Genomic DNA, 12001 nt, shown 5'->3' on the forward strand with positions numbered 1-12001 from the left:
CCTCCCACGACCGACGGCACGACGTCGGCGCACGACGACAGGAGCAGTGCATGGCGATCGACCAGGGCCCCCCGACCGCGGACAACCCGTGGCCGGTCGCGCTGCTCGGCGCGAAGCTCCGGGACTGGATCGACCGGCTCGGCACCGCGTGGGTCGAGGGCGAGATCACGCAGTGGAACGTGGCCGGCGGCAACGTCTACGGCAAGCTCAAGGACTGCGAGGTCGACGCCACCGTGTCGTTCTCGATCTGGTCGAGCGTCCGTGCGCGGGTCCCGTCCGACCTCGGGCAGGGCGACCGTGTCGTCGCCGCGATCAAGCCCAACTACTGGGTCAAGGGCGGCTCCCTGACGATGCAGGTCGTCGAGATGAAGCACGTCGGACTCGGGGACCTGCTCGAACGCCTCGAGCGGCTCCGCGCCATCCTGCTCGCCGAGGGGCTGTTCGACGCCGCGCGGAAGCGCCCGCTGCCGTTCCTGCCCCGACGGATCGGACTCGTGACGGGCAAGGACTCCGACGCCGAGAAGGACGTGCTCCGGAACGCGCAGCTCCGCTGGCCGCAGGTCGCGTTCCGCACCGTGCACGCCGCCGTGCAGGGCGACCGCACCGTGGCCGAGGTGACCGCGGCGATCCAGACCCTCGACGCCGACCCGGAGGTCGACGTCATCATCGTCGCGCGTGGTGGCGGTGACTTCCAGAACCTGCTCGGCTTCAGCGACGAGGGTCTGGTCCGCGCCGCCGCCGCGTGCACGACGCCGATCGTCTCGGCCATCGGGCACGAGGCCGACCGCCCGCTGCTCGACCACGTCGCGGACCTCCGTGCGTCGACCCCCACCGACGCCGCCAAGCGCGTCGTGCCCGACGTGGCCGAGGAGCTCGCGAACGTCCGCCAGGCCCGCGCCCGGATCGGACTCCGCCTGTCGCACACGCTCTCGGTGGAGGCGGACCGGATCGCCGCGCTCCGGTCCCGTCCCGCGCTCGCGTCCACCGCGTGGCTCGTCGACACCCGGGCCGAGGAGGTCGCGCGCGACCTGTCCCGCAGCCGTGAACTCCTCGAGCGGACGATCGAGCGCTCCCACCACGAGGTCGGGCACCTCACCGGTCGGCTGCGGGCGCTGTCGCCGCGGGACACCCTCCGGCGCGGCTACGCGATCGTCCAGACCGCCGACGGCGCGGTGGTGCGCTCGTCCGCCGAGGTCGCGACGCCGACCTCGGTACGGGTGACGCTCGGCGACGGCACGGCGGTCGGCACCATCACCGCCGACGGACCCGGTCCGCAGGGCGCGCGTCCGGCGCCGGGCGACGCCGCGGCGTCCGACGCCGTGGCATCCGACGGGGCGGAGTCCGACGGGCCCGAGTCCGACGGGGCGGGTCGGGACGATCCCCAGCTCGACGCCGACGACGCCGTGCTGTCACCGGGTGCTCGGTAGGATCGGACGGTGCCAGCACCAGCCGCTTCCGGAGCCGACCAGGGGTCGGACGTCGCCTCGCTGAGCTACGAGGCCGCTCGCGACGAACTCGTCCGCGTCGTGTCCGAGCTCGAGCAGGGCTCCGCGACACTCGAACGGTCGCTCGCGCTGTGGGAGCGGGGCGAGGCCCTGGCCGCTCGGTGCGAGGAGTGGCTCGTCGGCGCCCGGGCACGACTCGACGCGGCACGCAACGGCGTGTCGCCCGAGGACGACCGATGAGCGACCAACACCCGCAGAGCGCGCCGGTCGTCGCCGAACTCGGACGCCCCGAGACCGCCGAGGAGACCCGGATCCGCAAGGAGGACGCCCGTCGCGTCCGCCGGCAGCACCAGACGGCGCTCAACCTCGTGCTGTCCCTCGCGGCGTCGCTGGCCGTCGTGCTCGCACTCGTCGCGATCGTCGCCCGGCCCGATCACCCGTCGAGCACGTCGAGCCACGTCGACTACCGGTCGGTCGCGGCGCAGGCCGACGTCCCGCACGTGACCCTGGCCGCGCCACGACTGCCGTCGGGGTACTCGGCGAACCGCGCGGACTTCCAGGACGACACCGCCGACGGGGTCGACGTCTGGACCGTCGGACTCATCACCCCGGACGACCAGTACATCGGCGTGCACCAGGGCATCAGGGCGAACCAGACGTGGGTCGCCAACCAGCTCGACGAACACGCCGCCACCGGCTCACGCACCATCGACGGCACGAAGTGGGCCGTGTACGACCGGCGCGACGAGGGCAAGGGCGCCGGGAACGAGGCCTACTCGCTCGTCGCGACCTTCGGTGCGAGCACGGTCGTCCTGGCCGGCACGGCGGACGACGCCTCGTTCCGCACCGTCGCACACCGCATCGCCACCCAACTGGAGGACCAGAACCGATGAGCCGCGCCGCCAGCACCCCAGCCGAGGCCCTGCGCCTGCTCGTCGAGGGCAACGCTCGGTTCGCCTCCGACAAACGTCGCGTCGGTCGCACCGACCCCGAGCGCCGGAGCGAGCTGGCCGCGTCCCAGTCGCCCTTCGCGACCGTCCTCGGCTGTTCGGACAGCCGCGTGCCGTTCGAGCACGTGTTCGACGCCGGCATCGGCGACGTGTTCGCCATCCGGAACGCCGGGCAGATCGCGGACGACGTCGTGCTCGGGTCGATCGAGTTCGCGGTGGTCGCGCTCGGCACGCCGCTGGTGGTCGTGCTCCGGCACACCCGCTGCGGAGCGGTCAACGCGGCGTGCTCGGGCGAACCCGTGCCGGCGCCGCACCTCCAGACCCTCGTGGACGCGATCGCCCCCAGCGTCGAGCGGGTGCGGTCCACGGTCGGCGCCGCCGCGGGAGCCCCGGCGCCGGACGCCGCCGCCGACACCGCCCTCGCCGTCGACCCGGAGGCCGTGGGTGCGGCCCACCTCGAGGCCACCATGCGGACGGTCATCGAGCGCTCCGGTGCCGTGTCGGACGCCATCGCCGAGGGTAGATTGGCCGTCGTCAGTGCGACCTACGACCTCACGACGGGACTGGTCGACATCGACACCGTGGTCGGGGACGCCTGAGTCCTCCCGCCACGGCCGGGCCCCGCGCCCGACGCCTCCGTCGACCGGCGCGAATCGCCGCACTCGGCACCGCAGCCGACCGGCCGACCGCCGGGGACCGGCACCACAGGAAGGACCACGACGACGTGACCGACACCACGACCTCCCCATCCGCCGACGGCAGCACGGCGGACAGCGGCGACTACCGCATCGAGCACGACACGATGGGCGAGGTCCGTGTACCGGCCTCGGCCCTGTACCGCGCACAGACCCAGCGGGCGGTCGAGAACTTCCCGATCTCGGGCAGCGGCCTCGAGCCGGCGCAGATCGTCGCCCTGGCCCGCATCAAGCGCGCGGCGGCGATCGTCAACGGGCAGCTCGGGGTCGTCGGGCCGGACGTCGCCGAGGCGATCGTGGCGGCAGCCGACCGGATCATCGGCGGGGAGCACCACGACCAGTTCCCCGTGGACGTCTACCAGACCGGCAGCGGCACGTCGTCGAACATGAACATGAACGAGGTCCTCGCGACGCTCGCGTCGGACGCCTCGGAGACCGCGGTGCACCCGAACGACCACGTCAACGCGTCGCAGTCCTCGAACGACGTCTTCCCGACCTCGGTGCACATCGCGGTGACCGCGGCGCTCGTCCACGACCTGGTCCCCGCGCTCGACCACCTGGCCTCCGCGCTCGAGGACAAGGCGGCGCTCTGGGCGACGGCCGTGAAGAGCGGCCGGACGCACCTCATGGACGCCACCCCGGTGACGCTCGGGCAGGAGTTCGGCGGGTACGCCCGGCAGATCCGACTCGGGATCGAGCGCGTGCAGGCGACCCTGCCGCGGGTGGCCGAGGTCCCCCTCGGCGGCACCGCGGTCGGCACCGGGATCAACACCCCCGCCGGGTTCCCGCAGCGCGTCATCGAGCAGCTCGCGTCCGACACCGGCCTGCCGATCACCGAGGCGGCCGACCACTTCGAGGCGCAGGGCGCTCGTGACGGCCTCGTCGAGGCATCGGGCGCGCTCCGGGTGCTCGCCGTGAGCCTGACGAAGATCAACAACGACCTGCGGTGGATGGGGTCGGGTCCGAACACCGGGCTCGGGGAGCTCCGGATCCCGGACCTGCAGCCCGGATCGTCGATCATGCCCGGCAAGGTCAACCCGGTGATCCCCGAGGCCACGCTCATGGTCGCCGCGCGCGTCATCGGCAACGACGCCACCGTGGCCTGGGCCGGAGCCTCCGGCGCGTTCGAGCTCAACGTGGCGATCCCGGTCATGGGCACCGCGCTGCTCGAGTCCATCCGGCTCCTGACGAACAGCACGCGTGCGCTCGCCGACAAGACCATCGTCGGGCTCGAGGCCGACCTCGACCGAGCCCGCGGGTTCGCCGAGTCGTCCCCGTCCATCGTCACACCCCTGAACCGGGTGATCGGGTACGAAGCCGCCGCGAAGGTCGCCAAGTACGCCGTCGCCGAATCGATCACCGTGCGCGAGGCCGTCGTCGCCCTCGGGTTCGTCGAGCGGGGCGAGGTCACCGAGGAGCAGCTCGACAGCGCGCTCGACGTGCTGAGCATGACGCACCCGAACTGACCCAGCTCGGACCGGACGAGGACCCGGGCGACCTCGACTCCCCCACCGGAGGCCGCCCGGGCTGCACACGCCGCGAGCCGGCGGAGGCCGTCCCCAGAGCCGGAACCGACCCGCGGCGTGTACGGATCCAGCATGGCGGGACGACCGACGCCGCCGACCCGTCCCTCCCGGATCTGTGGAGAGACGTGTCGGCGGCGCCGGTGTGGAGGAGGAGTCGGGCGCTCCGCCGGCTCGGCGCTCCGCCGGCGCGGCGCTACGCCAGCTCGGGCGAGTCGAGCATCTCGGTGACGAGCGCCGCGATGGCCGACCGTTCGGACCGCGTCAGCGTGACGTGCGCGAACAACGGGTGGCCCTTGAGCCGCTCGATGACGGAGGCGACGCCGTCGTGCCGACCGACGCGCAGGTTGTCGCGCTGCGCGACGTCGTGGGTCAGGACCACGCGCGAGTTCTGCCCGATCCGGGACAGCATCGTGAGCAGCACGTTGCGCTCGAGGGACTGGGCCTCGTCGACGATCACGAACGCGTCGTGCAGGGAACGCCCGCGGATGTGGGTCAGGGGCAGGACCTCGAGCATCCCGCGCTCCTGGACCTCCTCGAGGACGTTGTCCGACACGAGGGCACCGAGTGTGTCGAACACGGCCTGCGCCCACGGGTTCATCTTCTCGGCGGCGTCGCCCGGCAGGTAGCCGAGCTCCTGGCCACCCACCGCGTACAAGGGGCGGAAGACCATGACCTTCTTGTGCTGCTGCCGCTCGAGCACCGCCTCCAGACCGGCGCACAGCGCGAGCGCCGACTTGCCGGTGCCGGCGCTGCCGCCCAGGGACACGATCCCGATCTCGGGGTCGAGCAGGGCGTCGATCGCGAGGCGCTGTTCCGCCGACCGGCCTCGGAGGCCGAAGACCTCGCGGTCACCGCGGACGAGCGCCACCGCGCCCGGCGTGTGCACGCGTCCGAGTGCCGACCCGCGCTCCGAGTGGATCACCACGCCCGTGTTGACCGGCACGCCGTCGAGGCTGGCGGAGCGGACCTCCTCGTGCTCGTAGAGGCCCGCCATCTGGTCGCCCGAGATCTCGAGCGTCGTGACGCCCGTGTAGCCGCTGTCGACCGCGAGTTCCGCGCGGTACTCCTCGGCCGGCAGGCCGATCGACGCCGCCTTGACGCGGAGTGGGAGGTCCTTCGACACGACGACGACGTCGAGGCCGTCGTTCGCCAGGTTCATGGCGACCGCGAGGATCCGGGAGTCGTTGTCGCCGAGCTGCAGCCCCGACGGCAGCACGGTCATGTTGGAGTGGTTGAGCTCGACGCGGAGCGAACCGCCCTCGCCGACCGCGACGGGGAAGTCGAGGCGCTCGTGCTCGATGCGGAGCTCGTCGAGGATCCGCAGGGCCTGCCGAGCGAAGTACCCGATCTCGGGGTCGTTCCGCTTCGACTCGAGCTCGCTCACCACGACGACCGGCAGCACGACGGCGTGCTCGTCGAACCGGAACAGGGCGCGCGGATCGCTGAGCAGGACGGACGTGTCGAGCACGTAGGTCCGTTGGGCGGTACCGGCGGACGCATCGGCGGCCCGTCCCGAGCGGGGTGTGGCCCCCGCTGTCGAGGACGTTCCACGCGAGGTGTTCTGAGAGGTCACGACCACTCCATCCCCGGGCCGCGTTCGACCCGGTCCTTGTCCTCGGAACGGCCACGACGCGGTCTCGAAGCTCCGCCGGTGGCCGCTTCGACCGGGCACGATGCCCGATGTCGCGAATCTACGTCCGCCCACCGACACGCTCCCGGGGACACGCGGCGGCTCCGGGTTACGAGGGCGTGAACGCTCGTCACTCCTGCCCCAGCCCGGCCCGGCCCGGCCCAGCCCGGCCCGTGCCATTCCGCGAGATCGCAGTCGTTGTCGTTGTGACGGCGCGAGAACGACACCTACTGCGATATCGCGGAGGTTCGGGGCCGGGCCGGAAGCCGGACGCCGGACGCCGGACGCCGGAGCGGGTCAGACCATCGTCGCGAAGGACACGAGCGCGTCCCGCAGCATCGCCAGGGTCTCGTTGGTCGTCGAGACGAAGACCGACACACGCAGCGTCCCGGCGCGGGTCGTCGCGGTCACGCCGTGGTTGTGGAGCGACGCGGCGAGCGCGGTCAACCGCTCGGGTGCGGGCCGGAGCACGACGATGCCAGCGCGCTCACGGCGGTCGCGCGAGGACTCGACGACGACGCCGAACTCGTCCGCCAGGTCGAACACCCGCTCGGCCCGCTCGGCGACGGCGGCCTCGACCGCGGCGACACCGACGCCGGACAGGGACTCGAGGGAGACCGCGAGCCGCGCCTGCGCGACCGGGTCGATGCGCGTCATCTGGTACGCGGCGGCGCCCGGCGCGACGGTCGGGACCTCGCCGGGCTCGCCGACGGTGCCGGCGGGCCCGGAGAGCGCGGGCTGCAGCCGCTCGAGCGCGCGGTCGCTGAACGACACGAACCCGGTCCCCCAGCCGGCGTGCAACCACTTCTGGCCGCCGGTGGCGATGACGTCCGCGACCTCGTACGGCTCGTCGACGGCGCCGAAGCCCTGGATCGCGTCGACGATGAGCAGGCGGTCCCCGATCACGTCGCGGATCGCCGCGAGGTCGGCTCGGTACCCCGTCCGCCAGTCGACGAGGCTGAGCGCGACCGCGGCGACGTCGTCGCTGAGGCGCGAGGCGATGAGGTCCGGCGTCATCCACCCCGCGCCGGACTCGATGACGAGCGGCTGCACGCGCCCCGTGGCGGCGGCGGCGCTCGCGAGTGCGAGCGGCAACGACGGGTACTCGTCCGCGGCGACGAGGACACCGCCGGTCAAGCCGAACGCGGTGTGCAGGAGTCCGGGCGTCGTCGCGGTCTGCGAGACGACCTGGTCGTCGCGACGGCGGACGAGGCGCGCGGCGACGGTGCGCACCCGCGCGTCCTGCTCGTCGAGCACCTCCATGGCGCCGAAGCGGACGTGCTCCTGGATGGTGCCGAGCACGCGCTGCTCCTCGAGCACCGCGGTCTGGACCGGGCCGAACGCCGCGTGGTCGAGGTACCCCGGCTCCTCCTGGAACCCGGCGGCGTACTCGTCGATGGTGGTCACGTCCGGTGGTCTCCTGGTTCTGGTCCGCCGACCGTCCCCATCCCCGGTCGATGCGTCCTCATGGACGCGAGCGCTGTGAGTGTACCGAGAACGCGCTGGTGCCGCTGCACCGGAGCCGCAGAGCGCACGCACCGGCGGTCCGGCAGGGCCGGGAGGACCGTGGCCGGGACGACGCGATCCGGCCGGACCGCGGTCGGGAGGCCCGCAGCCGTCAGCCGCCGAACCGGCGCGACCGCCGCCCGAAGTCCCGCACCGCGCGGAGGAAGTCGACCTCGCGCAGGTCCGGGTAGAACGCCTCGACGAAGTAGAACTCGCTGTGTGCGCTCTGCCAGAGCATGAAGTCGGACAGACGCTGTTCGCCCGACGTCCTGATGACGAGGTCCGGGTCGGGCTGTCCCTGCGTGTAGAGGTGGTCGCCGATGAGCTCGGGCGTCAGCACCTCGGCGAGGTCGTCGAGCGTCCCGCCGCCCGCACCGTGCGCCCGGACGATGCTGCGCATGGCGTCCGCGATCTCGCGCCGGCCGCCGTACCCGACGGCGAGGTTGACGTGCAGCCCCGAGTGCTCGGCGGTCTCGGCCTCGGCGCCCTCGAGCGCGCGGACGAGTTCCGGCGGCAGTCCCTCGTTCGACCCGACGTGCTGCACCCGCCACGTGGGATGGGCCGCCAGGTTCGCGGCGAGTTCGGCGATGATCCCGGTGAGTTGCCGGAGCTCGTCCGAGTGCCGCCCCGTCAGGTTGTCGGCGGACAGCAGGTACAGCGTGACGACCTGGACGCCGAGGTCGTCGCACCAACCGAGGAACTCCGGGATCTTCGCGGCTCCGGCCCGGTGGCCGTGCGCGGCCGTCTCGAGCCCGAGCTGCTTTGCCCATCGGCGGTTGCCGTCGACGATCATCGCGACGTGACGTGGGGTGGCGGCGATCTGCGCGCGGATGCGGCGCTGGTAGGCGCGGTAGACCAGGCCTCGCCCTGTCCATCCCGCCCTGGCGCTCACGCGACAACGCTAGTGCACGGACCTGCACCCGGGATCCGGCCGACGCACGCACGACAGCCGGGTCGCCTACCGTTGGACCATGACCGATCCCAGCCCGGACGCGCTCCCGCACGTGCCGTTCGTCGAGGAAGCCGAGGAGGCCCGGGACGCGTCGGTCGCGTCGGCGCCGGTCCCGCCACCCGCCTGGCGTGGGTGGATCCACCTCGGGGCGTTCCCCGTCGCGGCCGCGCTCGGCATCGTGCTCGTCTGCCTGGCTGCGACCCCGGCGGCGAAGGCCGCGAGCGCCGTGTTCACGGCGGCGTCCCTCGTGCTGTTCGGTGTCTCGGCGACCTACCACCGGTTCCGGTGGAGCCCACGCGTCAAGGGCGTCCTCAAGCGGATCGACCACACGAACATCTTCTTGCTCATCGCCGGCACGTACACGCCCGTCGCGGTCTGTGCGCTCGGCGACCGCGACGCGACCGTGCTGCTCGTCGTGATGTGGAGCGGCGCGGCCCTCGGGATGGCGTTCCGGGTGTTCTGGGTCGGAGCCCCGCGCTGGCTCTACGTGCCGCTGTACGTCCTGCTCGGGTGCTCCGCGCTGTTCTACCTGCCGCAGCTGTTCGCCGCCGACACGGCGATGATGGTCCTCGTCCTGACGGGCGGGCTCGCGTACGTGCTCGGTGCGGCCGTGTACGGGTTCAAGCGGCCCGACCCCGCGCCGCGCGTCTTCGGGTTCCACGAGGTGTTCCACGCCTTGACCGTCGTGGCGTTCGTCGCGCAGTGGACGGGCGTGCTCGTCGTCGCGCTCCATCCGGTGCGCTGACCGCGATCCGGCCGGAGGCCTCAGCCGCGCTCGGTGTCGTCCCCGACGTCCGCGCGTCCGCCGTCACCGGTCCCGCGGACGTCTCCGCGGCCTCCCGGGCCCCGGCGGTCGTCCTGACCGCCGCGGCCGTCGAGGTCCCCGACGCCGTCGGCGTCCTCGCCCGGGAGCTCGCCGCGGGCCTCGGCCTCGAGCCGTTCCCGGATCTCCGACCGGTACCGGGTCCGGCGGATGCGCCGGGTCATGTCGACGACGAGCGCGATCGTCGCGACCGCGACGATCGCGATGACGACGAACCCCCACACGCCGGGCGTGACGTCGACGTCGGGGACCGTGGAGGCGGGCGTGGTCGGTGACGTGGCGGCCGCGAGCACGAGGGCCCCGGTCAGGACGGTGGCGCTCATCGGGCGGACTCCTCGTCGATCCCCGCGAACAGGTCGGTCTCCGGCAGCGTGGTCGGCACACGGGACTCGACGAGCTGGAAGTCCTCGGTCGGCCAGATGGCGGCGACGACGTCCGGGGGCCAGAAGAAGAAGCGGCTGTCGGTGGGCACCTGGCTGGCGTGGGCCCGCAGCGCGGCGTCACGCGCGGCCAGGTGCTCGGCCACGTGGACATGGGAGGTCGAGAGGTCCTCGCGCCCCTCGAACCGCTCGAGGAACGTCGCCATCTCGGCGAGCTCCGGCGCGTCCGGGTCGCGTTCGGCCATCGCCGCGTACATCGCGCGGAACCGATCCGGGTTGAACGTGCGCTCGTAGTAGAGCTTGTCGATGGTCCACGGGGCGCCCGCCTCGGGGTAGGCGGTCGGGTCGCCGGACGTGCGCCAGGCCTCCATCGCGATCTCGTGTGACCGGATGTGGTCCGGGTGCGGGTAGCCGCCGTTCTCGTCGTACGCGATCATGACGTGCGGACGGAAGCGCCGCACGATCCGGACGAGGACCGCCGCGCTCGTCGTGATCGGGACGGTCGCGAAGGTCCCCGGCCGCACCGTCTCGCCCTTCTCGGCGTCGGGGAGTCCCGAGTCGTGGTAGCCGAGCCAGACGTGGTCGATCCCGAGGGCCGCCTGGGCCGCCGCCATCTCCGTCCGTCGGTGTCCGGCCATGTCGCGGTGCGCCCGGCTGCGCGCGGGTTCCGGGAGCTGCTCGTTGAGGATGTCGCCCGCCTCACCACCCGTGCACGAGACGACGAGGACCTGAGCGCCCTCCGCCACGTACTTGGCGTACGTCGCGGCTCCCTTGCTCGACTCGTCGTCAGGATGGGCATGGACCGCGATGAGACGCAGGGGCACGACACTCCTCGATGCTGCCGGCGCTGGCCGGGCGGGCGAACCCCGCGAGGGGCCGGGTGAACTACCCTGGGACGAGGATAATCGTTCCAGGAGTCCATGCTGTCCGCTTCGCACACCCCCACGCCAGGCCTCGGATCCGCACAGGGATCGGCTGCAGCCGCCCTCGACGACCGCTACGGTCGCACCCCGGGGCGACGCCGACGGTCCGTCCTCGTCGCGGTCGCCGCGGCGATCGTCATCGTGGTCGTGTTCACGGTCTGGGTCATCTGGGCCGGTCCCGGCCAGACCGACCACGGCCTCGACTCCGAGGACGTCGGGTACCACGTGCAGTCGGACCGTGCGACGCTCGTGCACTCCCAGGTGTCCGTCGACCCCGGCAACCGCGTCGACTGCGCCGTGCAGGTGCTCGACAAGTCGTTCACCATCGTCGGGTGGAAGGTCGTCGACCTGCCGGCGAGCACCCAGCGCACGACCTCGATCGACACGGTCGTCAAGACGAGTTCCCGCGGTGTCACCGGCTTGATCAACACCTGCTGGATCCCTTAGTCTGCTCTGATTCGCCAAGCGAGACCGGCCCCTCCGGCCGGTCTCCTTTTTTTCGGCCGAAGGGAACACCCATGAGCAACGACACCCAGGTCACCTGGCTGACCCAGGAGGCGCACGACCGTCTCCAGGCGGAGCTCGAGCAGCTGCGCGGCCCCGCTCGCACCGAGATCGCGCAGCGCATCGAGGCCGCGCGCGAGGAGGGCGACCTCAAGGAGAACGGCGGCTACCACGCCGCGAAGGACGAGCAGGGCAAGATCGAGGCCCGCATCCGTCAGCTCACCGAGCTCCTCAAGCACGCCACGGTCGGCGAGGCCGACTTCGACGGCACGGTCGAGCCCGGCACGGTCGTCACGGCCACGATCGCGGGTGACGACTCGACGTTCCTCGTCGGCAACCGTGAGATCGTCGCCGACGGCGCCGACCTCACGGTCTACAGCCCGTCGAGCCCGGTCGGCGCCTCGATCATGGGGCTGCGTGCGGGCGACGCGACGAGCTACACCGCGCCGAACGGCAGGGAGATCGCCGTCACGGTGCAGAAGGTCGAGCGGTACGAGCCGTAGGCGGCTCCCCCGATCCACATCGAACGCCCCTGTCGCTCCGCCGACGGGGGCGTTCGACGTCCCCGCATCTCCTCCCGCGAGATCGCACTCGTCGCCGCTCTGGTGCCTCCAGAGCGGCAACGAGTGCGATCTCGCGGGATGGGGGCAGGCGGGCGGGAGGGGCG

12 protein-coding genes and 1 pseudogene are annotated in these 12001 nt (G+C 72.5%); 8 read left to right on the forward strand and 5 right to left on the reverse strand.

Features of this window, described 5'->3' with window-relative positions; translation table 11 throughout:
- Positions 1 to 50: 50 nt before the first annotated feature.
- The 5 genes and pseudogenes from xseA to DEI92_RS12220 form a co-directional block, all read left to right on the forward strand.
- Positions 51 to 1191: pseudogene (xseA, locus tag DEI92_RS12200) on the forward strand (exodeoxyribonuclease VII large subunit); the annotation flags it as partial.
- Positions 1192 to 1436: 245 nt separating this feature from the next.
- Complete coding sequence (locus DEI92_RS12205) at positions 1437 to 1685, forward strand: exodeoxyribonuclease VII small subunit (protein ID WP_111013674.1); 249 nt, start codon at positions 1437 to 1439, stop codon at positions 1683 to 1685.
- Positions 1682 to 2338, forward strand: coding sequence for a DUF4245 domain-containing protein (locus tag DEI92_RS12210; protein ID WP_111013675.1), 657 nt, complete (start codon positions 1682 to 1684; stop codon positions 2336 to 2338). Before DEI92_RS12205 ends, DEI92_RS12210 begins: the two co-directional genes overlap by 4 nt.
- Positions 2335 to 2994 (forward strand): carbonic anhydrase, encoded by a 660-nt coding sequence (locus tag DEI92_RS12215; RefSeq protein ID WP_111013676.1) that lies wholly within the window; start codon positions 2335 to 2337, stop codon positions 2992 to 2994. Before DEI92_RS12210 ends, DEI92_RS12215 begins: the two co-directional genes overlap by 4 nt.
- A gap of 125 nt (positions 2995 to 3119) precedes the next feature.
- Complete coding sequence (locus tag DEI92_RS12220) at positions 3120 to 4556, forward strand: aspartate ammonia-lyase (RefSeq protein WP_111013677.1); 1437 nt, start codon at positions 3120 to 3122, stop codon at positions 4554 to 4556.
- A gap of 253 nt (positions 4557 to 4809) precedes the next feature.
- On the opposite strand, the gene DEI92_RS12225 is transcribed toward DEI92_RS12220, so the two are convergent.
- The 3 genes from DEI92_RS12225 to DEI92_RS12235 form a co-directional block, all read right to left on the reverse strand.
- Complete coding sequence (locus DEI92_RS12225) at positions 4810 to 6195, reverse strand: PhoH family protein (protein ID WP_258370188.1); 1386 nt, start codon at positions 6193 to 6195, stop codon at positions 4810 to 4812.
- 348 nt (positions 6196 to 6543) lie between these two features.
- Positions 6544 to 7653 carry an aminotransferase class V-fold PLP-dependent enzyme gene (locus DEI92_RS12230; protein WP_111010898.1) on the reverse strand — a complete coding sequence of 370 codons (1110 nt, stop codon included), beginning with the start codon at positions 7651 to 7653 and terminating at the stop codon, positions 6544 to 6546.
- A 211-nt stretch (positions 7654 to 7864) separates the two neighbouring features.
- Positions 7865 to 8644: an isoprenyl transferase gene (locus tag DEI92_RS12235; protein WP_111013679.1), complete on the reverse strand. Its 780-nt coding sequence runs from the start codon at positions 8642 to 8644 to the stop codon at positions 7865 to 7867.
- Positions 8645 to 8723: 79 nt separating this feature from the next.
- Here DEI92_RS12235 and DEI92_RS12240 point away from each other — a divergent pair, with 79 nt between their 5' ends.
- Entirely contained in the window at positions 8724 to 9449 is a 726-nt protein-coding gene (locus DEI92_RS12240) for a hemolysin III family protein (RefSeq protein ID WP_111013680.1), read from the forward strand.
- Positions 9450 to 9469: 20 nt separating this feature from the next.
- On the opposite strand, the gene DEI92_RS16900 is transcribed toward DEI92_RS12240, so the two are convergent.
- Together DEI92_RS16900 and mca are read right to left on the reverse strand one after the other, a co-directional pair.
- Positions 9470 to 9850 carry a hypothetical protein gene (locus tag DEI92_RS16900; protein ID WP_258368676.1) on the reverse strand — a complete coding sequence of 127 codons (381 nt, stop codon included), beginning with the start codon at positions 9848 to 9850 and terminating at the stop codon, positions 9470 to 9472.
- Positions 9847 to 10731, reverse strand: coding sequence for a mycothiol conjugate amidase Mca (gene mca, locus DEI92_RS12250; protein ID WP_181434886.1), 885 nt, complete (start codon positions 10729 to 10731; stop codon positions 9847 to 9849). Before mca ends, DEI92_RS16900 begins: the two co-directional genes overlap by 4 nt.
- A gap of 96 nt (positions 10732 to 10827) precedes the next feature.
- Between mca and DEI92_RS12255 the strand changes: the two genes are divergently transcribed.
- Both DEI92_RS12255 and greA read left to right on the forward strand, forming a co-directional pair.
- Positions 10828 to 11277: a DUF4307 domain-containing protein gene (locus DEI92_RS12255; protein WP_111010901.1), complete on the forward strand. Its 450-nt coding sequence runs from the start codon at positions 10828 to 10830 to the stop codon at positions 11275 to 11277.
- A 71-nt stretch (positions 11278 to 11348) separates the two neighbouring features.
- The gene (greA, locus tag DEI92_RS12260) at positions 11349 to 11837 is read left to right on the forward strand and encodes a transcription elongation factor GreA (RefSeq protein ID WP_111010902.1); all 489 of its coding nucleotides are present in this window, start codon (positions 11349 to 11351) and stop codon (positions 11835 to 11837) included.
- Positions 11838 to 12001: the final 164 nt, after the last annotated feature.

Source organism: Curtobacterium sp. MCBD17_034, from assembly GCF_003234515.1.
GTDB lineage: Bacteria > Actinomycetota > Actinomycetes > Actinomycetales > Microbacteriaceae > Curtobacterium.